26 protein-coding genes are annotated in these 26,970 nt (G+C 62.5%); 16 read left to right on the top strand and 10 right to left on the bottom strand.

The window, feature by feature from the left end; all coding sequences use genetic code 11:
* Window positions 1-24 precede the first annotated feature (24 nt).
* The gene (gene ydiJ / locus ACODTO_RS26160) at window positions 25-3,057 is read right to left on the bottom strand and encodes a D-2-hydroxyglutarate dehydrogenase YdiJ (RefSeq protein ID WP_489107279.1); all 3,033 of its coding nucleotides are present in this window, start codon (window positions 3,055-3,057) and stop codon (window positions 25-27) included.
* 144 nt (window positions 3,058-3,201) lie between these two features.
* Between ydiJ and ACODTO_RS26155 the strand changes: the two genes are divergently transcribed.
* Window positions 3,202-4,086 carry a LysR substrate-binding domain-containing protein gene (locus ACODTO_RS26155; RefSeq protein ID WP_139642402.1) on the top strand — a complete coding sequence of 295 codons (885 nt, stop codon included), beginning with the start codon at window positions 3,202-3,204 and terminating at the stop codon, window positions 4,084-4,086.
* A gap of 118 nt (window positions 4,087-4,204) precedes the next feature.
* Here the strand turns inward: ACODTO_RS26155 and ACODTO_RS26150 are convergent, their stop codons facing one another.
* The 3 genes from ACODTO_RS26150 to ACODTO_RS26140 all read right to left on the bottom strand — a co-directional run bounded on the left by ACODTO_RS26150 (window position 4,205) and on the right by ACODTO_RS26140 (window position 5,474).
* Window positions 4,205-4,546 (bottom strand): hypothetical protein, encoded by a 342-nt coding sequence (locus ACODTO_RS26150; RefSeq protein ID WP_139642400.1) that lies wholly within the window; start codon window positions 4,544-4,546, stop codon window positions 4,205-4,207.
* Window positions 4,547-4,797: 251 nt separating this feature from the next.
* The gene (locus ACODTO_RS26145) at window positions 4,798-5,097 is read right to left on the bottom strand and encodes a chorismate mutase (protein WP_139642398.1); all 300 of its coding nucleotides are present in this window, start codon (window positions 5,095-5,097) and stop codon (window positions 4,798-4,800) included.
* Window positions 5,098-5,228: 131 nt separating this feature from the next.
* On the bottom strand, window positions 5,229-5,474 hold the full coding sequence (locus tag ACODTO_RS26140) for a hypothetical protein (RefSeq protein ID WP_306669518.1): 246 nt from the start codon (window positions 5,472-5,474) through the stop codon (window positions 5,229-5,231).
* Window positions 5,475-5,679: 205 nt separating this feature from the next.
* Between ACODTO_RS26140 and ACODTO_RS26135 the strand changes: the two genes are divergently transcribed.
* Window positions 5,680-7,446, top strand: a complete 1,767-nt coding sequence (locus ACODTO_RS26135; RefSeq protein ID WP_489107278.1) for a S8/S53 family peptidase — start codon at window positions 5,680-5,682, stop codon at window positions 7,444-7,446.
* A 27-nt stretch (window positions 7,447-7,473) separates the two neighbouring features.
* Here the strand turns inward: ACODTO_RS26135 and ACODTO_RS26130 are convergent, their stop codons facing one another.
* From ACODTO_RS26130 to hpaA, 3 genes are all read right to left on the bottom strand, one after another.
* Window positions 7,474-9,216 (bottom strand): OPT family oligopeptide transporter, encoded by a 1,743-nt coding sequence (locus tag ACODTO_RS26130; RefSeq protein ID WP_139642394.1) that lies wholly within the window; start codon window positions 9,214-9,216, stop codon window positions 7,474-7,476.
* Between the two features lie 163 nt (window positions 9,217-9,379).
* Window positions 9,380-9,802 carry a homoprotocatechuate degradation operon regulator HpaR gene (gene hpaR / locus ACODTO_RS26125; protein WP_060742174.1) on the bottom strand — a complete coding sequence of 141 codons (423 nt, stop codon included), beginning with the start codon at window positions 9,800-9,802 and terminating at the stop codon, window positions 9,380-9,382.
* Window positions 9,803-10,067: 265 nt separating this feature from the next.
* Complete coding sequence (gene hpaA / locus ACODTO_RS26120; RefSeq protein ID WP_139642391.1) at window positions 10,068-10,973, bottom strand: 4-hydroxyphenylacetate catabolism regulatory protein HpaA; 906 nt, start codon at window positions 10,971-10,973, stop codon at window positions 10,068-10,070.
* Window positions 10,974-11,157: 184 nt separating this feature from the next.
* On the opposite strand from hpaA, the gene ACODTO_RS26115 reads away from it, so the two are divergent.
* From ACODTO_RS26115 to hpaI, 8 genes are all read left to right on the top strand, one after another.
* Window positions 11,158-11,835, top strand: coding sequence for a fumarylacetoacetate hydrolase family protein (locus ACODTO_RS26115; RefSeq protein ID WP_464711630.1), 678 nt, complete (start codon window positions 11,158-11,160; stop codon window positions 11,833-11,835).
* On the top strand, window positions 11,832-12,602 hold the full coding sequence (locus tag ACODTO_RS26110) for a fumarylacetoacetate hydrolase family protein (protein ID WP_489107277.1): 771 nt from the start codon (window positions 11,832-11,834) through the stop codon (window positions 12,600-12,602). Before ACODTO_RS26115 ends, ACODTO_RS26110 begins: the two co-directional genes overlap by 4 nt.
* Before the next feature lie 5 nt (window positions 12,603-12,607).
* Window positions 12,608-14,068 carry a 5-carboxymethyl-2-hydroxymuconate semialdehyde dehydrogenase gene (hpaE, locus tag ACODTO_RS26105; protein WP_489107276.1) on the top strand — a complete coding sequence of 487 codons (1,461 nt, stop codon included), beginning with the start codon at window positions 12,608-12,610 and terminating at the stop codon, window positions 14,066-14,068.
* A gap of 230 nt (window positions 14,069-14,298) precedes the next feature.
* Window positions 14,299-15,156, top strand: coding sequence for a 3,4-dihydroxyphenylacetate 2,3-dioxygenase (hpaD, locus tag ACODTO_RS26100; protein ID WP_024779825.1), 858 nt, complete (start codon window positions 14,299-14,301; stop codon window positions 15,154-15,156).
* A 24-nt stretch (window positions 15,157-15,180) separates the two neighbouring features.
* Window positions 15,181-15,573 carry a tautomerase family protein gene (locus tag ACODTO_RS26095; RefSeq protein WP_139642382.1) on the top strand — a complete coding sequence of 131 codons (393 nt, stop codon included), beginning with the start codon at window positions 15,181-15,183 and terminating at the stop codon, window positions 15,571-15,573.
* Between the two features lie 47 nt (window positions 15,574-15,620).
* The gene (locus ACODTO_RS26090; protein ID WP_489107275.1) at window positions 15,621-16,925 is read left to right on the top strand and encodes an MFS transporter; all 1,305 of its coding nucleotides are present in this window, start codon (window positions 15,621-15,623) and stop codon (window positions 16,923-16,925) included.
* 10 nt (window positions 16,926-16,935) lie between these two features.
* Window positions 16,936-17,739, top strand: coding sequence for a 2-oxo-hept-4-ene-1,7-dioate hydratase (gene hpaH / locus ACODTO_RS26085; protein ID WP_139642377.1), 804 nt, complete (start codon window positions 16,936-16,938; stop codon window positions 17,737-17,739).
* Window positions 17,740-17,757: 18 nt separating this feature from the next.
* The gene (gene hpaI, locus ACODTO_RS26080) at window positions 17,758-18,555 is read left to right on the top strand and encodes a 4-hydroxy-2-oxoheptanedioate aldolase (RefSeq protein WP_139642375.1); all 798 of its coding nucleotides are present in this window, start codon (window positions 17,758-17,760) and stop codon (window positions 18,553-18,555) included.
* 141 nt (window positions 18,556-18,696) lie between these two features.
* Here the strand turns inward: hpaI and hpaR (ACODTO_RS26075) are convergent, their stop codons facing one another.
* The 3 genes from hpaR (ACODTO_RS26075) to ACODTO_RS26065 form a co-directional block, all read right to left on the bottom strand.
* A complete protein-coding gene (gene hpaR, locus ACODTO_RS26075) occupies window positions 18,697-19,119 on the bottom strand; it encodes a homoprotocatechuate degradation operon regulator HpaR (RefSeq protein WP_041020126.1) in 423 nt (140 codons plus the stop codon).
* Between the two features lie 238 nt (window positions 19,120-19,357).
* Window positions 19,358-20,299: a p-hydroxyphenylacetate 3-hydroxylase reductase component gene (locus tag ACODTO_RS26070; protein WP_139642373.1), complete on the bottom strand. Its 942-nt coding sequence runs from the start codon at window positions 20,297-20,299 to the stop codon at window positions 19,358-19,360.
* 72 nt (window positions 20,300-20,371) lie between these two features.
* Window positions 20,372-21,541 (bottom strand): p-hydroxyphenylacetate 3-hydroxylase oxygenase component, encoded by a 1,170-nt coding sequence (locus tag ACODTO_RS26065; RefSeq protein WP_139642371.1) that lies wholly within the window; start codon window positions 21,539-21,541, stop codon window positions 20,372-20,374.
* Between the two features lie 298 nt (window positions 21,542-21,839).
* Between ACODTO_RS26065 and ACODTO_RS26060 the strand changes: the two genes are divergently transcribed.
* The 6 genes from ACODTO_RS26060 to ACODTO_RS26035 all read left to right on the top strand — a co-directional run bounded on the left by ACODTO_RS26060 (window position 21,840) and on the right by ACODTO_RS26035 (window position 26,806).
* A complete protein-coding gene (locus tag ACODTO_RS26060; RefSeq protein WP_024779817.1) occupies window positions 21,840-23,138 on the top strand; it encodes an NAD(P)/FAD-dependent oxidoreductase in 1,299 nt (432 codons plus the stop codon).
* Between the two features lie 130 nt (window positions 23,139-23,268).
* A complete protein-coding gene (locus ACODTO_RS26055; RefSeq protein ID WP_139642369.1) occupies window positions 23,269-23,634 on the top strand; it encodes a cupin domain-containing protein in 366 nt (121 codons plus the stop codon).
* Between the two features lie 52 nt (window positions 23,635-23,686).
* Window positions 23,687-24,346, top strand: coding sequence for a helix-turn-helix transcriptional regulator (locus tag ACODTO_RS26050; protein WP_489107274.1), 660 nt, complete (start codon window positions 23,687-23,689; stop codon window positions 24,344-24,346).
* Window positions 24,347-24,431: 85 nt separating this feature from the next.
* Entirely contained in the window at window positions 24,432-25,253 is an 822-nt protein-coding gene (locus tag ACODTO_RS26045; protein ID WP_489107273.1) for a molybdenum cofactor biosynthesis F family protein, read from the top strand.
* Window positions 25,246-26,049, top strand: coding sequence for an SDR family NAD(P)-dependent oxidoreductase (locus ACODTO_RS26040; protein WP_464711617.1), 804 nt, complete (start codon window positions 25,246-25,248; stop codon window positions 26,047-26,049). The genes ACODTO_RS26045 and ACODTO_RS26040 overlap by 8 nt, the downstream gene beginning before the upstream one ends.
* The gene (locus ACODTO_RS26035) at window positions 26,039-26,806 is read left to right on the top strand and encodes an SDR family oxidoreductase (RefSeq protein ID WP_139642360.1); all 768 of its coding nucleotides are present in this window, start codon (window positions 26,039-26,041) and stop codon (window positions 26,804-26,806) included. The genes ACODTO_RS26040 and ACODTO_RS26035 overlap by 11 nt, the downstream gene beginning before the upstream one ends.
* Window positions 26,807-26,970 lie beyond the last annotated feature (164 nt).

The following is a 26,970-nucleotide window of genomic DNA, read 5'->3' as shown; positions in this document are numbered from 1 at the left end:
CATCAGCCATCGCCCTCCAGTTCCTTAACCGCGCCGCCCAACCAACACCTGCTCCAACACCACCTCCAGCGGATGCCGCAGTTGCTTGTCCGCCAACCGTTTCACCTGGCTGCGGCACGAATACCCCGTCGCCAATGCCTCCCCTTCCTTGTCCAGCTTGCCAGCCCAGGACTGTTCGAAAATGGTTCGCGAGGTGTCCTGGTTGCGCAGTTCATGGCCATAGGTGCCGGACATGCCGCAGCAGCCCGTCGCCTCGATCGCCAGCTTGAGCCCCAACTTGGCGAACACGGTTTGCCACTGGGAAGTGCTGGCGGGCACGTTGGTCTTTTCGGTGCAGTGCGCCAGCAGGCGGAACGTCCGGGCAACAGGAGTTGGCTGCTGCGGAACCGCATCGATCAGCCATTCCTGAGGCAACAGGACTTTCGGGCAAGCCTTGAGCCCTGGCACCTTCTGATACTCCTGGCGGTAGACCAGAGTCATGGCTGGATCCAGGCCCACCAGGGGCACCGAGCAGTCGGCGAGTGCCTGGAGCTGGGTAGCATTGCGGATCGCCGCCTTGTTGAAGGCACCGAGGAAGCCCTGCACATGCAATGGCTTGCCATTGGCGCTGTACGGCGCCAGGAAGACCCGGTAGCCCAACTGATGCGCCAGTTCGATAAAAGAGGCCAGCAACGGCGTTTCGAAGTAGCGGGTGAAGGCGTCCTGCACCAGTACCACACTGCGCTCCCGTTGTGCCTGCGTGAGCTCACGCAGGGCCGGTACGCTGGCGACCGCGACCTTGCAGCGGCTCAAGGTGGCCTGGAAGTTGTAGCGACTAATCAGCGGGCTGTCGACCATGCCTACCTGGTTCGCCAACAGTCGGCTCAACCATGTCGAGCCCATCACCGCGTTGTAGAGGCCCGGCGCGTAAGCCATATAGGGAATGGTGAATTCCAGCGAACCGATCAGGTAATCCCGCAGCGGCCGTTGATAGCGGCCATGGTAGAGCTGCAGGAAACGCGAGCGGAACTCCGGCACGTTGACCTTGATCGGGCATTGTCCCGCGCAGGATTTGCAGGCCAGGCAGCCGGCCATGGCGTCATAGACTTCGTGGGAGAAATCCGCCTCGCCCCGTGAGCGCGCCAGATTGTTGCGCAGCCGCGCCGGCAACGCCTTCAACCACGACGCACCGCCCTGCGCCACTTCCAGTACATCGACATTGGCCGCGCCCTGCAGACGCAACCATTCACGCATCAGCGATGCCCGCCCCTTGGGGGAATGCTGGCGTTCGCGGGTGGCTTTCCAGGACGGGCACATGGCGTCGTCGGGGTCGAAGTTGTAACAGGCGCCATTGCCGTTGCAGTGCACGGCAGTGCCGTAACTTTGCCAGACACGCTCGTCGATCTGCCGATCCAGGTCACCGCGCAGTGTCACCTCGTTGACCTTGAGCAGGCCTTCGGCGGCGTCCGGCGGCGTGCAGATCTTGCCGGGGTTGAGTTGGTTGAAGGGGTCGAACGCGCCCTTGAGCGATTGCAGCGCCGGGTACAAATCGCCAAAGAACGCCGGCACGTACTCCGAACGCAGACCCTTGCCGTGTTCACCCCAGAGCAAGCCGCCATAACGCTGGGTGAGTTCGGCCACGGCATCGGAAATCGGCTTGACCAGCGCGGCCTGGGCCGGGTCTTTCATGTCCAGTGCCGGACGCACGTGCAACACACCGGCGTCGACATGACCGAACATGCCGTAGCTCAAGCCGTGGCCGTCCAGCAGAGCGCGAAACTCGGCGATGTAGTCGGCCAGCCGCTCCGGTGGCACCGCGGTGTCTTCCACGAATGGCTGGGGACGGACTTCGCCTTCGACGTTACCCAACAGCCCGACCGAACGCTTGCGCATGGCATAGACGCGGTTCACCGCCTCGGCCCCTTCCGCCAGCGTATGGCCCAGGCGCTCGATGGTGGTATCGCGCTGCAGATGCACCACGAAGGCCGCTACATTGGCGTTCACTTGCGCAACGTCGTCGCCGCTGAACTCCACCAGATTGATGCCCAGGGTCGGGCGCTCGGCGTCAGCCGGGAAATACTCGGCGACGCTGTGCCAGACGATGTCTTTCATCGCCAGCATCAACACCCTGGAGTCCACCGTTTCGATGGACAGCGGTTTATGGGCCAGCAATGCGTTCGCATCGCGCAAGGCATCCATGAAGCTGCCATAGCGCACGTTCACCAACACCGAATACTTGGGAATCGGCAGCACGTTGAGCTTGGCCTCGACCACGAACCCCAGCGAACCCTCGGCGCCACACAGCACGCTGTTGAGGTTGAAGCGACCGTGGTCATCGCGCAGGTGCGCCAGGTCGTAACCGGTCAGGCAACGGTTGAGCTTGGGGAACACCGACTCGATCAGCTCGGCCTGGGTTTCCTGGATCTGCCGGGCGGTGCGGTATACCTCGCCGATACGGCCGGTATCGGCGCACGCTGTTTCCAGCTCGGCGTCGGACAGTGGCTGGGTGTGCAAGTGCTCACCGCCGAGCAGCACGCTGTGCAGCTCCAGCACATGGTCGCGGGTCTTGCCGTAGGTGCAACTGCCCTGGCCGCTGGCATCGGTGTTGATCATGCCGCCCACGGTGGCGCGGTTGGAGGTCGACAGCTCTGGCGCGAAGAACAACCCGTGGGGCTTGAGCGCGGCATTGAGCTGGTCCTTGACCACACCGGCCTGCACCCGGACCCAACGCTCGGCCACGTTGATTTCGAGGATGGTGTTCATGTGCCGCGACAGATCGACCACGATGCCGTCGGTCAGCGATTGACCGTTGGTCCCGGTGCCCCCGCCCCGTGGCGTCAGCTTGATCTGGCGAAACCGTGGTTCGGCCATCAGCGTGGCGATGCGAGCGACATCCTCGGCATCCCGGGGAAAGACCGCTGCCTGCGGCAGGCGCTGGTAAATCGAGTTGTCGGTCGCCAACACGGTTCGGGTGCCGTAGTCAGCGCTCAGGTGACCACGAAAACCGCTGGCGCGCAGGGCCTCGATAAATTCCGGGTAGTGGGCCGCGGGGGCAACCACAGGCAGTTGGGCAATCATTAACGGCCTCTTAGGGGGCTAATCACGTAAATACTTGTCGCCGGCGCATGAATAGGTCAGGCTCGGAACGACCTGCGCCAATGTTCCTTCAGGTTCCCCGCGCAGACAACCAGATAATCCTGCCGCTATCGATGACTTTTGCGAATGAATTACCGTCACCTCACGCCATCCATGTCACTGCTGCTGGCATTTGAAGCCGCCGCTCGGCATGAAAGCTACACCCGGGCCGCGGTCGAACTCTCACTGACGCAAAGTGCCGTCAGCCGACAAGTCCAGGCGTTGGAAGAGCAACTGGGGCTGACGCTGTTTCGTCGCGAAGGCCGGCAGGTCCGGCTGACCGATGTCGGTCGCCTCTACCAACGGGAGATGAGCGAGGCGCTCGGACGCATCCGCAGCGCGACGCTGCAGGCCATGGCGTATCAATCCGGCAGTGGCACCCTGCGCCTGGCGACGTTGCCGACCTTCGGTTCGAAGTGGCTGCTGCCGCGCCTGCACGAGTTCTACAAGACCCACCCCGGCATCCTGGTGCACATCAGCTCCCGGATCGACGCCATCGACTTCGACACCAGCGGCATCGATGCCGCCATTGTCGTCGGCACAGCCGACCTGCCGGGCCTGATCAGCCATCGCCTGCACGCCGAAGAACTGATCGTGATCATCTCGGCTCAAGCGGCCAAGGCCCATGAGACGTGGACGCCGGAACGGATCAGCGAACAGATGCTGCTCAATGTGGCGAACAATCCCAACGTCTGGGGCGACTGGTTCAGTCACTACACCCTGCCCCATGCCAAGATGCGCCTGGGCCCCAGCTTCGAACTCACTTCGCACTTGATCCAGGCGGTGCGTGCGGATATCGGCATCGGCCTGGTGCCCCGCATTCTGGTGGCCGACGAGCTGGCCAATGGCGAACTGATCGGCCTCGACCTGCCGTTCGCCAGCCGGCGCAGTTACTACCTCACCTACCCGCCGCGCAACGAAATGCTGCCGTCTTTGCGGGCGTTTCGCGGCTGGTTGTTGGAGCAGATCTGACAGTCCCGCACTTATCGCAGACATAAAAAAGCCCCGCAAACCAAATGGGTCGCGGGGCAAGGAATTGGTTGGTTGCGGCCAACCAAAGGAGCTCTGTGAAAATCGTCTATCCGTTGAATCAGATGCAGTCTTCTGCGGCGCGCTCGAAACTCGACGGCAGCAGGTTCGAGGCCAGCAGGTGCCGCTCGTAGATGAACACCTTGCCGCCGTTCCCGGCCTTGTAGGCCTCCAGCACGTTGTCCGCGGAGACTTTGCTCGGCACGACGATCCGGTAGCTGCGCTGGGTCTGTGAGACCATCGGGTTCAACTGACTGTCCTGCAATTTCGGTATGACGCACTCGGCATACTCGGCCGGGGTCTTTTGGGTCTGCAGGGTCAGCGTCGGATCGTTTGGCACAGAGGCACAACCGGCGAGCAGCAAAGAGGCAAACGCCATGACAGGCACGAATAAAAAGCGCATCAGTTTCATCCCGAAAATAAAAAGGGTCAGGCTCGTATGACGACAGAACGCTGTTGCGTCATGTCTGGAGCCACCTGTTCGATGGGTGCAATTGTCCAATGACTGGCGACAAAGCAGAACATGCGTTTAGTGATGGTCACTATTACTTCTAACGATAGTTGCGTGCCCCAGGGGTGAGGCACGCGTGCCTTGGTGTCTCGAAGCCGGGATTCCAGCCTCGCAGAATCAGGTCATGATGAAGGCGGAAGGCGTCAGGACTGGGCTGTCAGGGCGGAGTGGGTTTTCAACTCTTCGTCAATGAATGCGGCGATCATTGCCCGGTAAACCCGCTCCACGACATCAGGTGAGGCACCGGCTTCATGAGCAATCCCACGCACCTTGGTGATGACCTGCTCGACCCGCGCCGGTGCGCGCACATCGTCGGTGGTTTTCTTGAAGGCGGCCGCCTGCGTGACAAAGTTGCCGCGCCGGGCCAGGAGCGCAACGACCTCGCGGTCGATCCGGTCTATCTGCTGGCGGACTTCTTCGATTGATGTACAGCGTAATTCCATTTTGAGTATCTCCTTTCAAGTGACAAAAACGTGCTTGTGCGTTCGCGATATGACGGCATATTCGACAGGGATGCAAGCAGCGCCAACGCTATCGCGAGCAGGCTCGCTCCCACAGGTTGTTCCGGGGAGCATCAGAGCTTTGGGATAATCCCCGTGGCCTCGGCAATCGTCGCCAGCACTTCTTCCATTCCGGCAATGTGATTCTGAAGGTCTACAAAAGACTGATGGACCGCTTCGTTGGCGTCTACGGTCTGATGTCCGCGAAGCGCTACCACCCTGCGCAGCTCGTTTTCCTGAAGCTCATTCACGCTTTCTCGCAGGGCCAGGAGCTGGTCGAATATCTGTGCGACTTTGGTTTTGCTAGCGGCGTCCATCATCTCCAACCCAACCTCTCGATGAATGCACCCCAGGGACACGCGACCAGGATGCCAGGTCTTGAGATCTTGCCCGCGGGCTGTGGGGTGATCAATGGACACCTGAACACGCCGAGGAGTTTCGGTCCGGCCACGGCAGGTCTTCCTTGGAACGTAACGATGGCAAAGACAGTCGGAGCAATCAGGCCCTTGGCAAAGAAATCGTCCCATGTCCTTACGATCAGCCGTCCTCGCTGCGCTATTCACCCTGGCGACTGGCACAGCAGCCGATGCCCGGGAACCGCTACGCCTGGAAAACCTGAAACGTTGCGGTGACCTTTTGGAAAACCAGCGCCAGGACTGGTGCCTGACGGTGCGCGGGTTGGACGATGGCGTACCGCAATTGAAGCTGGGTAACCGAGCGATCCCCCCGGACGCTGTCCAGCGCAAGGGACAGCACCTGCGCTTGCAGCTGGACAGCGCCGACTACCAAAGTGGCCCTCTCTGGCTGGAGGATGGTCCACGCACCAGCAACGCCGCCTGGCTGACCTTGCGCAACAGCCACGTAATGGCCGCCGGCCCGGACGAGGTGGCGAAGAACATGGACGGGCTGACCACTTACGTCAATCTGGTCAGCCTGCTGATCGAGGAGGATCGTGCCGGCCGCCAGGAAGCCGAGCGCCTTGCCCGCAAGTATGGGGCGACGGTGGTCGGCAGCATTGCGCCCTTGAACCTTTATCAGCTTCGTCTGCCGGCCAGGGATCTGGTACAGCGTGACGCACTGGTGCTGCGCCTGGGCAGTGAAACCAGTGTGGACGCAGTGGTGATCGAGGAGTCCGCGGCGGAAGAAACCGAACAGTCCACGGCTCGGCCTGAAGAACCGAAGAAACCGGCGCAGGACTCCGACGAATGGGCCGCGAACCGCTTTCTCGACGCGGTGCACTACTACCAGCGGCGCATCCCCGGACAGCAGGCACCCATCCAGCCGCAGCCCGTGCGCATCGGCCTGATCGAGCGCGACGTGGATTTCGACACTGCGGATTTTGCCGACTATCTCGGTGCCTGCTCGGTACCGCGTACCTGTGTCTACGCCCGCGATGCCGCTGCCCCGGACGGCCACGGCACCACCGTCGCAGGCCTTCTCGCCGCGCGCTGGAACGACGGCGGCAACACCGGTTTTCTAAGCGGCCTGAATAAGGCCAGTGGTGGCTTCGAGGTCATCGTCGAACGTAATTCCGACGCCGGGATTACCGCCAATATCGCCGCCTCGGTCAACCTCGTTGAAGATGGCGTACGCGTGCTCAACTGGAGCTGGGGCATCCACCGGGTGGGTGCCAAGGACATCAAGGGGGACAATGTGGACTCCCTGCTGCGCTCGGGCATTGCCATGAGCGGCTACGAGGAACTGTTGGAAGAATTCTTCCTCTGGCTGCGCAAGGAGCACCCCGACGTGATCGTGGTGAACTCCGCCGGCAACGGTTCCTCGTTCTCGGGCAGCGATGAATACCGCCTGCCCTCCTCCTTCATCACCGAGCAATTGCTGGTGGTCGGCGGTCACCAGCGCAGCGAGCGTGCCGGAGCCTCGGTCGACGATCCGGCCTACGCGGTCAAGCGCAGTTCCTCGAACATCGACATGCGCGTCGACATCACCGCCGCCGCTTGCGCCCATGCCTCGACACCCGGCACAGGCCAGGATGGGGCGGTGCATTGCGGCACGTCCTACGCCACGCCCATGGTCGCAGGCCTGCTGGCGGCAATGCTGTCCATCAACCCGCAACTTCAGCCCGAGCAATTGCGCACGCTGCTGCGTCGCAGCGCCCTGACCATCGGCGACAACCACGATTTCGAACGGATGGACGCGGAAGACCTCACCGCGCCCATCCTGCCGTCGGAGCGCCGCTACCGGCTCAATGACAAGGACGTGGGACGCTCGGCGCGATTGGACATGCAGAAGGCACTGGATCTGGCGGTGGAAAGTCGCGAGCGGGTACGCTGATTCTCCGCGTATGCAATGCTCGGTGAATCACCCATTCCCGAGCATCTGCCACAACGACGCGCCCACCCCGGTCATGCTCTCCCCGGCAATCAACCCCGCCGCCGCGGTGATTGCGAAGCGCTCCGTGAGGCTCGGCCAGCGACAGCTCATCGCCCAGGTCAGCACCGCGCCGAGGGCCATCATCAGCGACACCGAGGCCGGCAGTACGAAAGCCAGGCCCAAGGCCGCGGTACTCGGCAGGAACCGGGCGCGGTGCTCGGGCAACAGGCTGTCGAGTACTCCCAGCAGTAAGCCGACCAGCCCACCGATGGCGATCGCCCAGCGGATGCTCACCGATAACGACGCCAGCCCCTGGGTCAGGGTTTGCGCCACGGCTTTCCAGGTGGCCACCGCCGGAGCCGGCCACTCTTCGGAGAGCAGCATGGCTTGAGGGTCCGGGATCAGAGCCAGATAGGCCAGTACGCCGACGATGCTGCCGACGAAAATACCCAGGGTCTGGGCGACCAACTGCTTGCGCGGTGTCGCACCAATGGCCCGGCCGACCTTGAAATCGTTCATCAAATCCGTGCACTGCCCCGCCGAACCACCGGCGGTGTTGGCACTCATCAGGTTGATCGGCACCTGCCCCGGCGCAACGATGCCGAAGCTCAACTGGGACAACTGTCCGATAGCGCCGATGGGCGGAATACCCGTGGCGCCGACCACTCGGGCGGCCACCGCCGCCAGGCAGATCGCCAGGGGAATGGTCAACAGCGCCATCCATGGATTGATGCCGAACAACAGCGCCTGCAAGCTCACCACCAGTACGATGGCCACCACGAAACCGACGGCAGGCCCAGCCTTGGGCACCACCCAGATTGGCCCACCGCCAGCCCGGATGGTGTTGCGCAAAGTCCATAGGCGAATCGCCAGGGAAGCCAACGTCGAACAGACCATCAGGCTCACGCCCGGCCATAGCAACCACTCCACCAGCGCAGCGAACTGCGGGCCACTGCTGCCATGCGGTAGCTGCACCAGGCCGCGCTCCAGCAGCCACGGCGCCAGCCCGCCCCACGCCAGCAAGGCGCCGAATAGCAGGGTCAAGCCAACGCGAATACCAATGATCCCGCCAAAACCCACCAACAGCAGCGAAGGATCGGCGGTGAATGTCAGCCGCTCCAGTTGAGCGGTTGGCGACCAACGCGGGAAAGCCCACATGAAGGTGTCCACCCACTTGGCCAGCCCGGACAACAACGCGGCGCAGAGCAGCACCCTCAAGCGCGTCGCCGCTTCATGGCCTTGGTTGTAAATGTGCAACAGGGTTTCCAGCGTTGCCATGCCTTCGGGAAACTTCAACGCCTTGTCGTTGAGCAGCGACGGTCGCATATACCAGGCGATCCAGATGCCCAGGAAGCTCACCGAAAATACCCAGGCGACCATGGGAATGGCATCTAATTGTTGGCCAGTCAACAAGGTGTAGGCCGGGATCGGTGCCACCAGTCCACCGGAAATGATCGAGGCCGCCGCGGAGGCCACCGTCTGGTTGATGTTGCTTTCGTGCAGCGTCCAAGGTTGTCGTCCGGCTGAACGCCTGGCGAGGCCTTGCCAGATGGCATAGCCGATCAACAAGGCAATGATCGACATGTTGAACGACCAGCCGATCTTCAACCCGGCGTATACATTGGAAGGCGTCAGCAGGATACCGATCACGATGCCGGTACTGACCGCGCGCACGCTGAGCTCCCGTTCGACGGGGCCATGAAGGGGCAGCGATGACGAGGTTTGAAGCATGCGAAATCCTTATCGGCAGTAAGACGGCGCGATCACTCAACGAGCGACCTAACAAGTGAGCGTCGTACTGGCGGAAGGTTCACAGGTTTAAGACAAGTCCTCGCGCACGTGCTCCGCGAGCCAGGGGTCCGGGATGCCGTTCAGAGGGTGATGTCGCGTGGCATCAAGGCTTGATGTTCTTCAACTCGTTGAGCAACGCCAGCAGTTGCTGCATCTTTTCCTCGCCGAACTGCTCTTCGATCCGTCGATAGTTGCCTTCCATCCCCTCGCTCATGGACACGAAGCACTGCTGGCCGCGTTCGGTCAGGCCAACGAACACCCGACGCTGGTCCTGGCTGGATTTCTGCCGGCGCACCAGTCCATCGCGCTCCAGGCGGCTGAGCACGCCGGTCATGCTGGGTTTGAGGATGCAGGCCTGATGGGCGAGTTGGTGGCTTTCCAACTCACCTTGCTGATGCAGGATGCGGATCACCCGCCATTGCTGCTCGGTGAGGTCGTGCTGGTTCAACGCCGGGCGGAAAAACGCCATGGCCGCTTCGCGGGCCTGCAGCAGGGTCAGCGTCAATGAAGGTCTGGGGTTGGCCATGTTCGGACTGCTTGGATGGACGAGTGGGCAGCTTAGTGGCGCAAATAATTAGCTGCAAGAGCAAGCCGCTTGCTCAAATTTGCCACGGGTTTGTGGCGAGGGGATTCATCCCCGCTGGGCTGCGAAGCGGCCCCAAATCAGCTCACTCGGTCAAACAGATACACCGGAGTGTTTGGTTTTAGGTCTGCTCCGCAGCCCAGCGGGGCGGTGCGACGGTTCGCTGAATCCCCTCGCCACAAAAGCAAGTGTTCAATCGAAAGGAGGTTCAGCGCAATCCCGACTGCCGCTGGCGATATTCCCCAGGGGTGAGTTGGGCATAGCGCTGGAAAAACCGGCTGAAATAGGCCGGGTCCTTGAACCCGAGCTGGTAGCAGATTTCGTTGGCCGAGCTGCCGGTGAACAGCAGCAGGCGCTTGGCCTCCTGCATCAACCGCTCCATGATCAGTCGCTTGGAAGGCAGGTCGGCAATGCGCCGACACACGTCGTTGAGACGCGCCTCGGTCACCCCGATGCCCTCGGCATAGCGCGACAACGGCCAGTGTTGCAGATAGTGCGCTTCGATCAACTCGTTGAAGCGGTGAAAGATCTTCAAGTCCTCATGCCGCGCCGGCCGCGCTTCCAGGGAGTTGGAGCACAGCCGCAACAGGCTGATCATGATCAGCCGCGTCAAACCGTCCAGCGCCACGCTGCGCCCCGGCCGAGCGGCTGCCACCTCCGCGCTCAGTTCCTCGAACAAGTATTCCAGCCGGCGTACTTCCCCGGCCTGCTCCGGCCCCAATTGCGTCAGCGCCACACAGGCTGCCGGTAACTGCACGCCAGCCGGTGCGAGCCCGGGGTCAGCGTCGATCAACTGCCAGACCAACTGCTGGCGCACCGTCAGCACGTGTCCGTCGCTGTCGGCTTCGGTCACGAAGGAATGGGGAATGGTCGGTGGCGTGAGAAAGAACATCGGTCCGGATTCAACGTACTGCTGGTCGTCCAGATACACCCGCACGGTACCGCTCTTGACGTAGTGCACCTGAAAGAACCGGTCATGGCGGTGCACCGGCATGTTCCGACCAAAAAAGCCCGCCAGGTTGGCGAGCCGATCGTAGTGCACCTCGGCATCGCTGTAGCGCTGGTCGTACACCTGGCCAATGTTGATGTTCGGGATCGGCTGACGATCGGTCATCACGCAGTACTCGTTTCTATTCTGATTCAGGCAACGCCCGAGGCTCATCCTGCACCGAATCCGGGAAGGCAACCAGTGCCGGTCATTCTGTCACGCTTGACGATAGTTAACATCTTAATTATAACTGTTAACACATTAACAATATCGCAGAGCCCTCCTCCCTCTGCACCGCCAGGAGACAAGCATGAGCCGTGCCCTGCATGACGTCGCAACCGGCACCCTGTTCGGGGTCGCACTGAACTACCAGGGGCAGTTGAAGCAGCGCCTCGCCGAGTTCGAGCAACCGCCCTACCAGAAGCCGCCGGTCAAGCCGGTTCTGTTCATCAAGACCCCCAACACCCGCAACCGGCACGACGCCGCCGTGGTCCATCCCGGCCATGGCGAACGATTGCAACCGGGACCGGCCTTGGGCGTGGTGATGGGCAGGTCGGCCAGCCGCGTCAGCGCCGCCGAGGCCCTGGACTACGTGGCCGGTTACACCGTCGTCAATGAATTCAGCCTGCCGGAAGACAGCTACTACCGCCCTGCCGTCAAAGCCAAGTGTCGGGACGGCTTCTGCGCCATCGGCCCGGAACTGGTGCCGAGCGCCAACGTGGCCGATCCTCACAGCCTGGCAATCACGCTGTACGTCAACGGCGAAGTACGGCAGCAGAACAGCACGGCCAATTTCGTTCGCAACATCCCCCAACTGATCGCCGAGATCAGCGAGTTCATGACCCTGCACGCCGGCGACGTGCTGATCACCGGCACGCCTGAAGGCCGGGTCGATGTGGTGCCCGGCGATCGCGTCGAAGTGGACATCCGCGGCCTGGGCCGTCTCGTCAATACCGTCGTGGCCGAGCAACCAGGAGTACGTTCATGAAACACGCGCGCATTCGTTTCGAGGGTCAGGTCCATGCCGTCACCGTGGAGGCCGGCAACACCGTGCGCCTGGCCGACGGTCGCCTGCTGGCCGAAGACCAGGTCGAGTGGCTGCCACCGGCCACTGGCAGCATGTTCGCCCTGGGCCTGAACTATGCCGACCACGCCGCCGAGCTGGCCTTCAAACCGCCCACCGAGCCCCTGGCGTTCATCAAGTCCCCCGGCACCTACACCGGTCACAACCAGCAGACCTGGCGCCCGGACAACGTCGCGTACATGCACTACGAGTGCGAGCTCGTGGCCGTCATCGGCAAGGCCGCCCGCAACGTCAAGCGCGAAGACGCACTGGACTATCTGGCCGGCTACACGGTGTGCAACGACTACGCGATCCGCGACTACCTGGAAAACTACTACCGCCCCAACCTGCGGGTGAAGAACCGCGATGCCACGACCCCCGTCGGGCCGTGGATCGTCGATGTCGCCGACGTGCCGGACCCGGCCAACCTGAAGCTGCGTACCTGGATCAACGGTGAACTGCGCCAGGAAGGCAGCACGATGGACATGATTTTCGACATCCCCTACCTGATCGAGTACCTGTCCAGCTTCATGACCCTGCAACCCGGCGACATGATCGCCACCGGCACGCCGGAAGGCCTGGCGGACGTGGTGCCCGGTGATGAAGTGGTGGTGGAAGTGGAAGGCGTCGGCCGCCTGGTCAATCGAATTGTCAGCGAAGCCGCGTTCTTCGCATCCCGTAAAGAGGCTTGAGCAACATGATCAAACACTGGATCAACGGCCGTGAGGTCGAAAGCAAAGACGTCTTCATCAACTACAACCCGGCCACCGGCGAAGCCATTGGCGAAGTCGCCAGCGGCGGTGCCGAGGAAGTGGCCCAGGCCGTGGCCGCGGCCAAGGAGGCCTTTCCGAAGTGGGCCAACACCCCTGCCAAGGAACGTGCCCGGCTGATGCGCAAGCTGGGTGAGCTGATCGATCGCGACGTGCCGAAACTGGCCGAGCTGGAAACCCTCGACACCGGCCTGCCGATCCACCAGACCCGCAATGTGCTGATTCCCCGGGCCTCTCACAACTTCGACTTCTTTGCCGAAGTCTGCACCCGCATGGACGGTCACACCTACCCGGTCGACGACCAGATGCTCAACTACACCCTGTACCAGCCGGTAGGCGTCTGCGGCCTGGTGTCGCCGTGGAACGTGCCGTTCATGACCGCGACCTGGAAGACCGCGCCGTGTCTGGCCCTGGGCAACACCGCCGTGCTGAAGATGTCGGAGCTGTCGCCCCTCACCGCCAACGAACTGGGGCGTCTGGCCGTGGAAGCGGGAATCCCCAACGGCGTGTTGAACGTGATCCAGGGCTACGGCGCGACGGCGGGCGATGCGTTGGTCCGGCACCCGGATGTGCGGGCGATTTCCTTTACCGGCGGCACCGCCACCGGCAAGAAAATCATGCAGACCGCCGGGTTGAAGAAGTATTCCATGGAGCTCGGCGGCAAGTCGCCGGTGCTGATTTTCGAAGACGCGGACCTGGAACGGGCACTCGACGCGGCGCTGTTCACGATCTTCTCGCTCAACGGCGAGCGCTGCACCGCCGGTAGCCGGATCTTCATCCAGGAAAGCGTCTACCCGCAGTTCGTCGCCGAATTCGCTGCCCGCGCCAAGCGCCTGATCGTGGGCGATCCACAGGATCCGAAGACCCAGGTCGGCTCGATGATCACCCAGGCCCACTACGACAAAGTCACCGGCTACATCAGGATCGGCCTCGAAGAAGGCGCCACCCTGCTGGCCGGTGGCCTGGAACGCCCGGCCAACCTGCCGGCGCACCTGAGTCGCGGCCAATTCATCCAGCCGACGGTGTTCGCCGACGTGAACAACAAGATGCGCATCGCCCAGGAGGAAATCTTCGGCCCGGTGGTCTGCCTGATCCCGTTCAAGGATGAAGCCGAAGCCTTGCAACTGGCCAACGACACCGAATATGGCCTGGCGTCGTACATCTGGACCCAGGACATCGGCAAGGCCCATCGCCTGGCCTATGGCATCGAGGCCGGCATGGTGTTCATCAACAGCCAGAACGTACGCGACCTGCGCCAGCCTTTCGGCGGCGTAAAGGGTTCCGGAACGGGGCGCGAAGGTGGACAGTACAGCTTCGAGGTGTTTGCCGAGATCAAGAACGTTTGCATTTCCATGGGTGGTCATCACATTCCGCGATGGGGTATCTAAAACCAGCGATGAACCCTGTGGCGAGGGGATTTATCCCCGCTGGGCTGCGAAGCGGCCCCGAATCAGTCAACCCTGGCCAACCTGATACACCGAGGTGTCTGGTTTTGGGTCTGCTTCGCAGCCCAGCGGGGATAAATCCCCTCGCCACAAGGGCTGTGGTCCATTAAGAACAGGTTGTGACTCACCGATTACCCAAGACCCAACAAGAACAATTTTTCAGGAGAATCATCATGGGCGAAGTCGTCCTGGCTGCGAAGATCTGCCACGTTCCCTCGATGTACCTGTCCGAGCTGCCCGGCAAGCACCATGGCTGCCGTGCGGCAGCGATCGCCGGGCACAAGGAAATCGGCCGCCGCGCCCGTGAGCTGGGTGCCGATACCGCCGTGGTGTTCGATGTGCACTGGCTGGTCAACAGCGCCTATCACGTCAACAGCGGCGAACATTTCAAGGGCATCTACACCAGCAACGAGCTGCCGCACTTCATCAAGAACATGGAGTACGAGTACTCGGGGGCCCCGGAACTGGGCGAGCTGATTGCCGCTGAAGCCAACGCCGCCGATGTCCGTACCCTGGCCCACAACATCCCCAGCCTGGAACTGGAATACGGCACGCTGGTGCCCATGCGCTACATGCACATGGACGTCCCGCCGGAGCAGAAGCTCAACGTCGTCTCGATTGCCGCCTGGTGTGCCTGGCATCGTCTGCAAGACAGCTTCACCTTCGGCGCCGCCGTGCGCCGGGCCATCGAAAAAAGCGACCGCAAGGTGCTGGTGCTGGCGTCCGGCTCGCTGTCCCACCGGTTCTCCGATGATCGCAACGCCGAAGCCAACATCCATAACTGGACCCGGGAATTCGACAAGCAAGTCGACCTGCACGTCGTCCAGATGTGGCGCGAGGGTCGCTGGAAGGAATTCTGCGCCATGCTCCCGGACTACGCCGAGCACTGCTTCGGCGAAGGCAAGATGCATGACACGGCGATGCTCCTGGGGTTGCTGGGCGGACCGGACTACGACAAGCCCGCCGAAATCATCACCGAACCCTTCGGCAGCTCCGGCACCGGCCAGATCAACGCCATTTTTCCGGTTTGACCAGCCTACGCAGGAGATCCGACGATGCCGCACTTCATCGCTGAGTACACCGACAACATCGAACAACAGGCTGACTTGCCCGGCCTGTTTGAAAAGGTCCACGCCTTGCTGGGCGACAGCGGCGTGTTTCCCCTCGGCGGCATCCGCAGCCGGGGGGTGCGCCTGGACACCTGGCGCATGGCCGATGGCAAGCATGACTACGCCTTCGTGCACATGACGCTGAAAGTCGGCCACGGCCGCGACCTCGCCACCCGCCAGAAAGTCGCGGAGCAACTCTTCGAGGTGATCACCGCGCACTTCGCCGAACTCCAGGCCCAGCGCCTGCTGGCATTGTCGTTCGAGATGATCGAACTGCACGAGCAACTCAACTTCAAGGCCAACAACGTCCACGCCTTTCTCAAGGCCCGGACGAGCTAAGCGCGCCTGCAGTTACCCATCGGCCCTCTGACAAAAAGTACAAGATCATGAGCATAGCCAATCCCGCTGGCACTGCCGGCTCCGTCGCGCACGACCGCACCCACGCCACGATCACCTGGCGGCTGATGCCGTTGCTGTTGGTCTGCTACCTGTTTGCCCACCTGGACCGCATCAACATCGGCTTCGCCAAGATGCAGATGAGCGCCGACCTGCAGTTCAGCGACACGGTCTACGGCTTCGGCGCCGGCCTGTTCTTCCTCGCCTACGCGCTGTTTGGCGTGCCGAGCAACATGGCCCTGGACCGGGTCGGACCACGCCGCTGGATCGCCACGCTGATGGTGGTCTGGGGGGCCTTGTCCACCAGCATGTTCCTGATTGACAGCGCCGCCGGTTTTTATGTGCTGCGCTTTCTGCTGGGGGTGGCCGAAGCCGGGTTCTTCCCGGGCATCCTGGTCTTTCTCAATCGCTGGTACCCGGCGCGACGTCGGGCCCAGGTAACCGCGCTGTTCGCCATCGCCGTACCGATGGCGGGGGTTATAGGCGGGCCGTTGTCCGGAGGGATTCTCGAACACTTCCACGAGGTGGGCGGCCTGCGCGGCTGGCAGTGGATGTTCGTCCTCGAGGGGTTGCCGGTGATCCTGCTGGGCCTGGTGGTGCTCAAGTGCCTGCCGGACAGTTTCGAGACGGTCGGCTGGCTCACGCCCCACGCCAAGCAGCAACTGCGCGAACAACTGAGTGTCGAGGAGCAGCGAAAATCCATCACCTCGTTCTCGGCGATCCTCAATAACCCGCAGGTCTGGTTGCTGGTGGCGGTGTACTTCGCCGTGATGCTGGCGGTAAACACCCTGGCCTTCTGGATGCCCACCCTGATCCACGGCGCCGGTATCGGCAGCGATGGCAAGGTCGGCTTGCTCAGTGCGGTGCCCTACCTGGCGGGCTGTTTCTTCATGATCGGCTGCGGTCGTTCTTCGGATCGCAATCGTGAACGCCGCTGGCACCTGTGCGTGCCGCTGCTGATGGCGGCGGCTGGCATCGCCATCGCCGGGCTCTCCCCCGGCAACTCGACGCTGGTGCTCGGAGGCCTGATTGTCGCCGGCATGGGTGCCAGCGCCGCGTTGCCGATGTTCTGGCAATTGCCGCCCGCCTTCCTTTCCAACAACACCCAGGCCGCCGGGATTGCCCTGATTAGTTCCTTCGGCAGCATCGCCTCATTCTTCGCGCCCTACCTCATCGGCTGGATGCGGGACACCACCCAGAGCGCCAGCCTGGCCCTTTATGTCCTGGCGCTGTTCATCACCCTGGGTGGCCTGCTGGTGCTGCGCACCCGGGCCGCCGTCGTCAATCCTCAATAGGGACCTTGTCATGCTCGATCAAAGCCTCATCCAGCAAGCCGCCGCCCGCCTCGACCATGCCGAGCGCTCACGGGAACAGGTGCGGCAGTTTTCCCTCGATCACCCGCAGATCACCCTCGATGACGCCTATGCCATCCAGCGCGCCTGGGTGTCACAGAAAATCAAGGATGGCCGCAAGCTGGTCGGCCACAAGATCGGCCTGACCTCCCGGGCCATGCAAGTCTCTTCGAACATCACCGAGCCGGACTACGGCGCGCTGCTGGACGACATGTTCTTCGACGAAGGCACCGACATTCCCTTCGAGCGCTTCATCGTCCCACGGGTGGAAGTGGAGCTGGCGTTCATCCTCGGCAAGCCGTTGAAAGGCCCGAACGTGACGGTGTTCGACGTGCTGGATGCAACCGAATGGGTGATCCCGGCGCTGGAAATCATCGATGCGCGCATCCAGCAGGTCGACCCGCAGACCAAGGCCACCCGCAAGGTCTTCGACACCATCTCGGACAATGCCGCCAACGCCGGCGTGGTCATGGGCGGTCGCGCGGTGCGTCCCACCGAGATCGACCTGCGCAAAGTGCCGGCGGTGCTCTACCGCAACGGCGTGATCGAGGAGTCCGGCGTTTCGGCGGCGGTGCTCAATCACCCGGCCAAAGGCGTGGCCTGGCTGGCGAACAAGCTGGCGGCCTATGACGTCACCCTGCAACCGGGGCAGGTCATCCTCGGTGGTTCCTTCACCCGCCCGGTGGCGGCCAACCCGGGCGATACCTTTCATGTCGACTACGACATGCTCGGTTCCATCGCTTGCCGTTTCGTCTGACTGTTCGAGGACTGCTTCATGGACATGCCGATCAACACGTTCAAACAACGGCTGAAAAGTGGCGAGGCGCAGATTGGCCTGTGGCTCGGACTGGCCGACGCCTACTGCGCCGAACTGGCGGCCAATGCCGGTTTCGACTGGCTGCTGATCGACGGCGAGCACGCCCCCAATGACGTGCGCACGCTGCTCGGCCAGCTCCAGGCCGTGGCGCCCTACCCCGGCCAGCCAGTGATTCGCCCGGTGATCGGCGACACCGCGCTGATCAAGCAAGTGCTCGACCTCGGCGTGCAGACTCTGTTGGTGCCGATGGTAGAAAGCGCCGGCCAGGCTCGCGAGCTGGTACGCGCCATGCACTACCCGCCCAGCGGCATCCGAGGCGTCGGCAGCGCACTGGCCCGGGCGTCGCGCTGGAACAGCGTCCCCGGTTACCTCGACAAGGCCGATGAACAGATGTGCCTGCTGGTGCAGATCGAAAGCCGCGAGGGCCTGGCCAACCTCGACGCCATTGCCGCCGTGGAAGGCGTCGACGGTGTGTTCATCGGGCCGGCGGACTTGAGCGCGTCCATGGGTTTTCGCGGCAATCCGGGCCATCCGGAGGTGCAAGCGGCCATCGAGGACGCCATCGCCCGTATTCGTCAGGCCGGTAAGGCAGCGGGGATCCTCAGTGCCGATGAGAAACTGGCCCGGCGTTACATCGAGCTGGGTGCGGCATTCGTTGCGGTGGGGGTGGACACGACCGTGCTGATGCGCGGCCTTCAGACTCTGGCGGCGACGTTCAAGGATGCGCCGAAGCCTGCGACGGGTGGGGTTTACTGACCCAAGTCGAGCACCCTGTGGGAGCAAGGCTTGCCCGCGATAAAGCTGATGCGGTTCACCATGAGACCGAGATGGCTTCATCGCGGGCAAGCCTTGCTCCCACAGCTATTCTTTCTCTCCTTAGAAGTCGCAACAGGAAGCTCAGCGCCTGACCGCCTTTAGCTCATTCAGCAACCCCAACAACGTCTGCAACTTCTCCTCCCCCAACTTCTCCTGCAATCGCTGGTAATTGGCCTCCATGCTCTGGCTCATCGAGTCGAAGCACGCCTGCCCCTGGGGTGCCAGGCGCACCAGGACCCGTCGCTGATCCTGCTCGGCCTTGCGCCGCACCACCATGCCCGCCGCCTCCATGCGCACCAGCACGCCGGTCATGCTGGGCTTGAGGATGCAGGCCAGCTCGGCCAGGCGATTGATCTCCAGTTCGTCGTGCTGGCTGAGGATACGAATGACCCGCCATTGCTGCTCGGTCAGGCCATGTTGATTGAGGGAAGGACGGAAAAACCCCATGGCCGCTTCACGGGCCTGTAGCAGGGTCAGGGTCAAGGATTGGCGCGGTTTGGGCATGGAGGAATGTTCGTCGGGGGATTTAGTTAATGAGTTAACTAAATCTTAGCATCACCGCTGCCCAGTTGTCCGTGGTGAGTGAAATCGAGCACCCGCCCCCCCCTGTGGGAGCGAGCCTGCTCGCGATGGCGGTGTGTCTGTCTCAAGATAATTGACTGACCTACCGCTATCGCGAGCAGGCTCGCTCCCACAGGGTACTGGGGTGTTATTGCCTTTTGTATTCGGCATCGAAACTGCATCAAGCGCCCTTGATCACCCCTTTGAGCACCGTCTTGAAATGCTCCACCTGAGCTTCGCCAAACTGGCCGAACACCTTGTCCTGCTGCTCCCTGGCAATGGCCCAGAGCCCTTCGGTTTCGTCGATGCCCTTGACGGTCAGGCGCACCCGGTCGCCGTCATCGCTCACCAAGCCCTTGCGTTTGAGGTTGGCCACGGCCTCTTCGATTTCTCGCACCGGCATCGCCACTTCCCGTTGCAGGTCAGTCAGGTTCAGCCCGGCGTCATTTTCCAGCACCATCAACATCCGCGCTTCGCTGGTCCGTAATCCAGTGGACAGTTGCCGTGGTTGGTAGCTGGCCTGGTACGCCCGCAATGCCTGGGTCATCAGGTAGTAAAGATTGTGGCTCAAGCGCCCCTGGAAGTGACTGCTGGGCGCTTGCCCCTCTTCGCGTCGGGTCATGCGCGTGTGGGGCAGGACCATCGAGTAGGCGCCCTGGTGATAGAGCAGCGGCGAGCGTCCGAAGTCGTCGAAGGCCACGACCTTGCCGATCATGATCCAGTGATCGCCGCCGTCGACCTGCTGGAATTTTTCACAGTGAAAACGTGCGGCGCAATCGGCGAACACCGGCGCCCCACCGACGCCGCTATCGAATTCGATATCAGCGAAGCGATCTTCCTTGGGCCGGGCGAAGTTGTTCGACAGGTCGATCTGGTCGGCAGCCAATACGTTCACGGCAAAGTGACTGGCCGCTTCGAACACGCCGTGGCTGCTGGAGCGTTTGTCGATGCTCCAGAGAATCAGCGGCGGGTCCAGGGACACCGAGTTGAAACTGTTGGCCGTCACGCCGACCTTGCGGCCATCTTCAGCCGCGGCGGTGACCACCGTCACACCGGTGGCAAAGTTACCCAGGGCGCGGCGGAATGCGCGGGTATCGAAGGGGCTATCGGAAATACTGGACATGCAAGACTCCCGGCCGCCTCAGGTGACGGCCTCGATTTATTGTTTTATGGGCGGGACTCGGCGAGCAGGCGGTCACACCATGGAGGGATCGGGCTCCAGGCCCATCAGTTCGCGCCCGAGGATCTGCGCGCAGACGTCGTAGTCGGTGTAGGCATGGGCGCCCGTGAGGTGCGCATCGCGGAACAGCCGTTGCAGTTCGTTGGTTTCGAACCAGGCGCCACCGCCGGCCGCTTCCATCAGCCGATCCACCGCCTGGATGCACATCTTGGTGGCATAGCCCTGGTTGGTTCGCCAGAACGCCAGGGTTTCCCGGCTCGGGTATTCGTGACGCTCGCTGTGCTCGGCGTGCTCCTGCCAGGTTTTTTCGAGGAAGGCCCGGGCCGCCGCCACTTGGTGGGTGGACTCGGCCAGGCGCATGAGCGCCGGGGTGGCCGCCCCCACTGCCGCACCGGTGTAGGCGCGCACGCGGTTGCGGGTTTTCTCGCGAAACACTTCGAGCATGCGTTCGGCCACGCCCAGGCTGACGGTGGAGAAGCCGCTGGCAAAATACGGCCGATACGGCGAGTAGAATATCTTGCTGTCGGGGTACAGGCCGAAGCCGCCGGACTTGCCTTCCATCATGTCCTTGGCTTTCTGGATCCGGTGTTCCGGCACAAACGCGTTGTCGATGATCAACGTCTTGCTGCCGCTGCCGCGCATGCCCACCGCGAACCAGTCATCACGAATGGCATAGTCGCTTCGAGGCAGTACCGCGAAGCAATAGTCCTGGGTGCCTTCGGCGTTCTTGCGGCGAAACCCGACAATCGCCCACTCGGCGTGATCGCAACCGCTGCTCCAGCCCATTTCACCGCTGAACATCACGCCACCCTCAACCTCTTCGGTTCGACCGAACGGTGCGATGCTGCTGCTGGCGGTGGCATCGGGATCGTCGCCCCAGACTTCTTCCTGGGTCTTGGCCGGGAACATCGCCAACTGATGGCTGTGGGTGCATAGCAGGCTCATGGCCCAGGCCGTACTGGCACAGGCGCCGGCCAGCAGCGCGATGCAATCGGCAAACTGTGGCAGGGAAATCTCCATGCCACCGTATTTCTTCGGCAGGAAGGCCCGATGCATACCGATGCCCTTGAGCAAGGCGATATTCTCGGCCGGAACGCTTCGGTCCTGTTCCGCCTGGAAGGCATTGGCGGCGATGACCGGGAGGATGGGCTTGAGGTCTTCGAGCAGCGGATTTGGCTTTTTCATGGACGGGCTCTTTTATTATTGGCGTCTGCCGATCCCACCTGGACTTGCAGGTTCGTGCTGCAGAAATGGTGGGATCAATGATTAAGGCCGGTCCAGTATGGGCATTCAAGGGCAGCCGAAAAATGCACCTTCCAGATCCAAGATTGTACTTTTCATGGCGAAAGAACCGAGCGATGGCGCGCTCGATCAAGTCCCGCGGCACGGATGATCAAGACAAGCGCCCCGCTCCGGGCCCTTAATAGAGGCATCGCGTGCAGGGCTCTGCACGGAGTTTCCTTTCACTTTGTCAGGTTGCGTCATGATCAATATCGAAACGCCCACCTATTACACCGCCACCAAGAAGTACAACCTCAGCTTCCCCACCCTGGAGCAAGACGTGGAAGCCGATGTCGTGGTGATTGGCGGTGGTTTCTCCGGCATCAACACCGCGCTGGAGCTCGCTGAAAAAGGCATCACCAATATCGTGGTGCTCGAGGCGCGCTACTTGGGCTTCGGTGGTACCGGGCGCAACGGCGGACAGATCATGGCCGGGATCGGGCATGACCTGGAAAAGATCAAGAAGGACGTGGGCGAAGACGGTCTGCGCCAGGTCTTCGAGATCAGCGACCTGGGCGCGGACATCATCAAGGACCGCATCGCCAAATACGCCATCGATGCCGACTTCTGCCACGGCTATGGCTACATGGGCTTCAACGCCCGTCAGGAAAAAACCCTGCGGGCCTGGGAGAAAGACTTCAAGTCGATCAACAGCAAACACGAGATCCGCTTTCTCGGCGGCTCCGACGTCCAGCAGATCATCGGCTCCAAGGCCTACGGCAGCGCCTTGCTGCACATGGGCGGCGGGCATGTGCATTCGCTGAACCTGCTGCTGGGCGAAGCCAAGGCCCTGGCCGGCCACGGCGTGCGTATCTTTGAAAACAGCCCGGCCCTGGAGGTCAGCTACGGCGAACGCATCACCGTGCGCACCGGGCGCGGCTCGGTCAAGGCCAGCAAACTGCTGTGGGCCTGCGACAGCTTCCTCAACAAGCTGGAGCCGGAGCTGCATCGTTCGACCATCAACACCTACGCCTTCCAGATGATGACCGAGCCGTTGTCGGACGAGTTGATCCAGCGCATCAGCCCGATCCGCGGTGCCTACAGCGACATTCGCCCGGTGATCGACTACTACCGCGTCACCAATGAAAACCGTTTGCTGTTCGGTGCCGCCACGCCGCTGGTGGAACACATCCCCCAGGACCTCAAGGCCTGGAACCGACACCTGATGCTGAAGATTTTCCCGTACCTCAAGGACGTGAAAATCGACCTGGCCTGGGGCGGTCCGATGGCGTGCAGCCCGAATCTGTTCCCGCAGATCGGCACCCTGCCCGGCCGCCGCAACGCCTTTTTCGTCCAGGGTTATTCCGGCTTTGGTGTCACGCCGAGCCACATCATCTGCAAGGTGCTGGCCGAGGGCATGAGCGAAGGCTCGGCCCGCTACGACCTGGTCAGCTCTATCAAACGCCCGACCATCATCGGCAAAGATGCCATCCGCCCGCTGCTGCTGACCGCTGGCAAGTCCTGGCATCAGTTGTCGGGTTACTGGAATGGGCGTCGCTGACGTGTAGTGGGCCTGAATCCGTATCTGAGTGCCTATGGGGCTGCTGCGCAGCCCAACGGGGCGGTGCGACGTCTCGCTAAATCCCCTCGCCACAAAACCACATCCGTCTCAATCATCAGGAGTCACTGCCATGTCCCTCATCACCCTCAAGAAAGACATCCAGCTGTCCGAACTGGACGCCTGGGGCACCGTTGCCGACCTGGGTTCGCAAATCCTCGAAGGCGAAGTCAAAGCCTTCGGCAAGATGACCTTCGGCGCCCCGACCGACGCCATCAGCAGCGCCTACTTTGGCACCACCCAGGGCAAGTTCAGGATGGTGTATCCCTTCGCCGAACAAGCCACCGTGGTCACCGGCGAAGTGGTGCTCACCGACGAAGCCACCGGCCAGAGCACCCGCTACAAGGCCGGCGACAGCTGGTTCGTGACCAAGGGCACGCCAGTGCTGTGGGAAGTGGTCAGCGAGAGTTTCGTCAAGCACTACTTCGCGGTAGCCTGACCGGACAGGGCCGCCGGAATCACCGGCGGCCCGTATGACGAAGGTTACGCCCATGAACCTGATCGCCACCCAGGACATCGCCGGCCACTGCCTGCAAGCGTTCACCCAGCTGATTCCCGCCAGCCGGGCGGCCTTCTACTGCGTCGACCGGCACTTGCAGGCCCATGATTTCAGCCTGCACGGCATGAGCGGCGAGATGCACCGCGATTACCTGGACAATTACTGCCAGTTCGATCCGCTGCAACCGCGCAAATGCGTGTCCGGCGAGCAGGCAGTGGTGCCGCTGGGCCTGGCGATGGCCCGCCAACCGGTACGGGACAACCAGCGCTACCGCCGCTTCTTGCAGCGCCACGGCATTGTGGATGTGGTGGAAGTCTTTGCCCGTCGGGACGGTCAGCCGCACGCCGCCATCTCGTTGCTGCGCACCGCCGAACAAGGTGCCTTCACCAGCCAGCAGCTGAGCCAACTCAACGCCTTGCAGGGCCTGCTGCAACTGGCCGTCGCCCACCTACCCGCCCACGAGGATGCCTTGAGCAATTTGACGCCCAAGGAGCGCCAGATCGCCTTGCTATTGCGTCAAGGCGTCAGCAACAAACACCTGGCCCGGGAGCTGGATGTGGGCTTGCCGACCATCAAGACTCACCTGATCAACCTGTTCCGCAAGGTCGGCGTGAGCAGCCGCACCGAGTTGGTCAGTTCGCTGTTTCTCTGACACGGCTCAACCATCCGGTTGATAGTCCGCGGCTGCACAGGCGCCCATGATCCGGGTGGATACTTCATCCAACCGGAGCCTTGCAATGAGCACATCTACAGACTGGATCACCGTCGGCGCCCTGGCCGATGGCTTTGCCCCAGAAGCCTTCATCCTGCCCAACCTGGCGGACCTGAGCGGCAAGACCTTCACCCTGAATTTCGCCAATGGCTGGCAGATCGAGCACCGATTCGAGCAAGAAACGTTGTCGTGGCACGCGGCCGATGGGCACTCCAGCGGCACGGCACCGTATCGGGCCACGTCGGTACGCCCCGGGTTGTACCTGGTGGACTTCCTCAAGGCTGAAGGCGCGCAAACCCTGTCGGTCAGCCTGGTGCTCGATACCGCCAACGCGGCGTTCACTGCGGTGATCGGCCGCATGCCCGAGCAGGCACAAACCCGCGAAGGACTGTACGGGCGTGCATTGGCCGGTCAGCCGCTGACGGCTGTCGGTGTCGAATTTCTCCATGGCAGCCTTGATCGCCCTTGGCAGCCAGGCCTCTGCCCGCATGCCCCGAGCACGGAGCTGGTGGGCCTGCGCAACCTGTATCGCTACAGCCCGAGTGAAGTCTACGAACACATTTACCTCAACGACCGGTTCTATGCCTGGCAATGCCTCAAGGGCGTGGAGCAAGGCCTGTGCGACACCGATCGGTGCGACACCTACAAGGTCGCCGATGAGCTGTACCTGTTCGTCTGGCGGGAAAAGATCATCCCGACCCTCGGCCTGGTGCTGATCGACCTGCAACAGCATCGCAGCGACGGCAAGATCTTCGGCTACGCCGGGGCGTCGTTCGATGAGTTTTCCAACTTCCCGGTCAGTTCCTACTGCCAGGTCCTCAACCGCACGGAGTATCCCGATGTCTGAATCTCGCACCGTGGTGATTACCGGCGCTGGCACCGGGATCGGCGCCGCTTGTGCCCGTTTGCACGCGGCCGAAGGCGCCAACCTGGTGTTGATTGGCCGACGCCGCGAGCCCCTGGAGCAACTGGCCGCAGAGATCGGCGGTCTGGTGCTGGTGGGCGATGCGGCTTGCCCGGCGACCTGGGACGGTTTCGTCGCACAGATTCGCCAGCGCTTCGGCCGACTCGATGTGTTGCTGGCCTGTGCCGGTGGCATGGGCCAGGGCAGCGCCACCGAGACCAGCCCACAGGCCTGGGACGCGGCCATGCGCAGCAACCTCGACAGCGCGTTCTACAGCGCACGGGCTTGCTTGCCACTGCTTCAGGAAAGCGCCGGCAACATTGTGCTGGTGGCTTCCATTGCGTCATTGGCAGCGGGGCCGCAGGTTTGCGGCTACACCACCGCCAAGCACGCGCTGCTGGGCCTGAACCGCTCCTTGGCGCGGGATTACGGGCCAAAAGGCGTGCGGGTCAATGCCGTCTGTCCAGGCTGGGTCCGCACACCGATGGCCGATGAGGAAATGCAGGTATTGATGCAGTTCCATGGCGAAACGCTGCAACAGGCCTACGCCCGGGTCTGCGCCGACGTGCCGTTGCGCCGGCCAGCCAGCGCCGAGGAAATTGCCCATATCTGTCGCTTCCTGGCTTGCCCGGACGCGTCGATCATCACCGGCGCGGCGCTGGTGGCCGATGGCGGTTCCAGCATCGTCGACGTGCCGACACTGGCCTTCAGCCGAATGGAGATACCCCATGCCGGATGATCTGGATTTCACAGGTAAGACGGTACTGGTGACTGGCGGTGCCCAAGGCATTGGCCGGGCCATTGTCGAAGGCTTCGCCTGGCGCGGGGCCTGCGTGGTGATCGCCGACCTGGGCCTGACACGGGCCGAAACGCTCGCCGATGAATTGACTGCCGAGGGCTGTCGGGTGGAAGCCGTCGGCGTTGATCTGGCTGACGCCACGGCGATTGCTGCGATGATGGCCGGGCTGGAGCAGCGCCTGGGACGGCTGGATGTGCTGGTGCACAACGCCGGGTACTTTCCGCTGACGGCTTTCGAGCAGATTACGCCGGCGGTACTGGAACGGACGCTGGCGGTGAACCTGTCGGCGCTGTTCTGGCTGACCCAGGCGGCGCTGCCGATGTTCCGGCGCCAGGGCCAAGGTTGTGTGCTGGTGACTTCATCGGTCACCGGCCCACGGGTGGCGTATCCGGGGCTCAGCCATTACGCCGCGTCCAAAGCCGGGGTCAATGGTTTCATTCGCAACGCGGCGCTGGAACTGGCGGCTGAGAATGTCCGGGTCAACGGTGTCGAACCCGGCATGATCGCGACACCGGCCATGGCCAACCTCGGTGACGATGACCTCAACCAGGACATCGCCCGGCGGGTCCCTCTGGGGCGCTTGGGCAAACCGGCCGACATCGCCGGCGCCATGCTGTTCCTGGCGTCCGACCTGGCCAGCTATGTGACTGGCCAGACCCTTGTGGTCGACGGCGGCTCGACCTTGCCGGAGGTTTGAAGCGGGGTTGGCTTGCGGTGGTGGTGACAGAACCACCGCCATCGCGAGCAGGCTCGCTCCCACATGGGTTCCAGGTGTTCACCGCAATCGCACAGCACCACAACCCCTTTGTGGGAGCGGGCTTGCTCGCGAAAGCGGTGTATCTGTCACAGAGATGTTGAATG

Source organism: Pseudomonas sp. FG13, from assembly GCF_057809755.1.
Note: the sequence above shows the minus strand (reverse complement) of the source record. Positions and strands in the feature narration are given on the sequence as shown.

Bases quoted from the DNA above. Each gene is read 5' to 3' on its own strand.
- hpaE (WP_489107276.1), top strand. From the start codon at position 12,608: ATGATCAAACACTGGATCAACGGCCGTGAGGTCGAAAGCAAAGACGTC.
- ACODTO_RS26065 (WP_139642371.1), bottom strand. From the start codon at position 21,541: ATGAAAAAGCCAAATCCGCTGCTCGAAGACCTCAAGCCCATCCTCCCG.
- hpaR (WP_060742174.1), bottom strand. From the start codon at position 9,802: ATGGCCAACCCCAGACCTTCATTGACGCTGACCCTGCTGCAGGCCCGC.
- hpaR (WP_041020126.1), bottom strand. From the start codon at position 19,119: ATGCCCAAACCGCGCCAATCCTTGACCCTGACCCTGCTACAGGCCCGT.
- ACODTO_RS26135 (WP_489107278.1), top strand. From the start codon at position 5,680: ATGTCCTTACGATCAGCCGTCCTCGCTGCGCTATTCACCCTGGCGACT.
- ACODTO_RS26060 (WP_024779817.1), top strand. From the start codon at position 21,840: ATGATCAATATCGAAACGCCCACCTATTACACCGCCACCAAGAAGTAC.
- ACODTO_RS26050 (WP_489107274.1), top strand. From the start codon at position 23,687: ATGAACCTGATCGCCACCCAGGACATCGCCGGCCACTGCCTGCAAGCG.
- ACODTO_RS26140 (WP_306669518.1), bottom strand. From the start codon at position 5,474: ATGATGGACGCCGCTAGCAAAACCAAAGTCGCACAGATATTCGACCAG.
- ACODTO_RS26110 (WP_489107277.1), top strand. From the start codon at position 11,832: ATGAAACACGCGCGCATTCGTTTCGAGGGTCAGGTCCATGCCGTCACC.
- ACODTO_RS26095 (WP_139642382.1), top strand. From the start codon at position 15,181: ATGCCGCACTTCATCGCTGAGTACACCGACAACATCGAACAACAGGCT.
- hpaH (WP_139642377.1), top strand. From the start codon at position 16,936: ATGCTCGATCAAAGCCTCATCCAGCAAGCCGCCGCCCGCCTCGACCAT.
- ACODTO_RS26070 (WP_139642373.1), bottom strand. From the start codon at position 20,299: ATGTCCAGTATTTCCGATAGCCCCTTCGATACCCGCGCATTCCGCCGC.
- hpaD (WP_024779825.1), top strand. From the start codon at position 14,299: ATGGGCGAAGTCGTCCTGGCTGCGAAGATCTGCCACGTTCCCTCGATG.
- ACODTO_RS26090 (WP_489107275.1), top strand. From the start codon at position 15,621: ATGAGCATAGCCAATCCCGCTGGCACTGCCGGCTCCGTCGCGCACGAC.
- ACODTO_RS26040 (WP_464711617.1), top strand. From the start codon at position 25,246: ATGTCTGAATCTCGCACCGTGGTGATTACCGGCGCTGGCACCGGGATC.
- ACODTO_RS26035 (WP_139642360.1), top strand. From the start codon at position 26,039: ATGCCGGATGATCTGGATTTCACAGGTAAGACGGTACTGGTGACTGGC.
- ACODTO_RS26130 (WP_139642394.1), bottom strand. From the start codon at position 9,216: ATGCTTCAAACCTCGTCATCGCTGCCCCTTCATGGCCCCGTCGAACGG.
- ACODTO_RS26115 (WP_464711630.1), top strand. From the start codon at position 11,158: ATGAGCCGTGCCCTGCATGACGTCGCAACCGGCACCCTGTTCGGGGTC.
- ACODTO_RS26045 (WP_489107273.1), top strand. From the start codon at position 24,432: ATGAGCACATCTACAGACTGGATCACCGTCGGCGCCCTGGCCGATGGC.
- ACODTO_RS26055 (WP_139642369.1), top strand. From the start codon at position 23,269: ATGTCCCTCATCACCCTCAAGAAAGACATCCAGCTGTCCGAACTGGAC.
- ydiJ (WP_489107279.1), bottom strand. From the start codon at position 3,057: ATGATTGCCCAACTGCCTGTGGTTGCCCCCGCGGCCCACTACCCGGAA.
- ACODTO_RS26145 (WP_139642398.1), bottom strand. From the start codon at position 5,097: ATGGAATTACGCTGTACATCAATCGAAGAAGTCCGCCAGCAGATAGAC.
- ACODTO_RS26155 (WP_139642402.1), top strand. From the start codon at position 3,202: ATGAATTACCGTCACCTCACGCCATCCATGTCACTGCTGCTGGCATTT.
- ACODTO_RS26150 (WP_139642400.1), bottom strand. From the start codon at position 4,546: ATGCGCTTTTTATTCGTGCCTGTCATGGCGTTTGCCTCTTTGCTGCTC.
- hpaI (WP_139642375.1), top strand. From the start codon at position 17,758: ATGGACATGCCGATCAACACGTTCAAACAACGGCTGAAAAGTGGCGAG.
- hpaA (WP_139642391.1), bottom strand. From the start codon at position 10,973: ATGACCGATCGTCAGCCGATCCCGAACATCAACATTGGCCAGGTGTAC.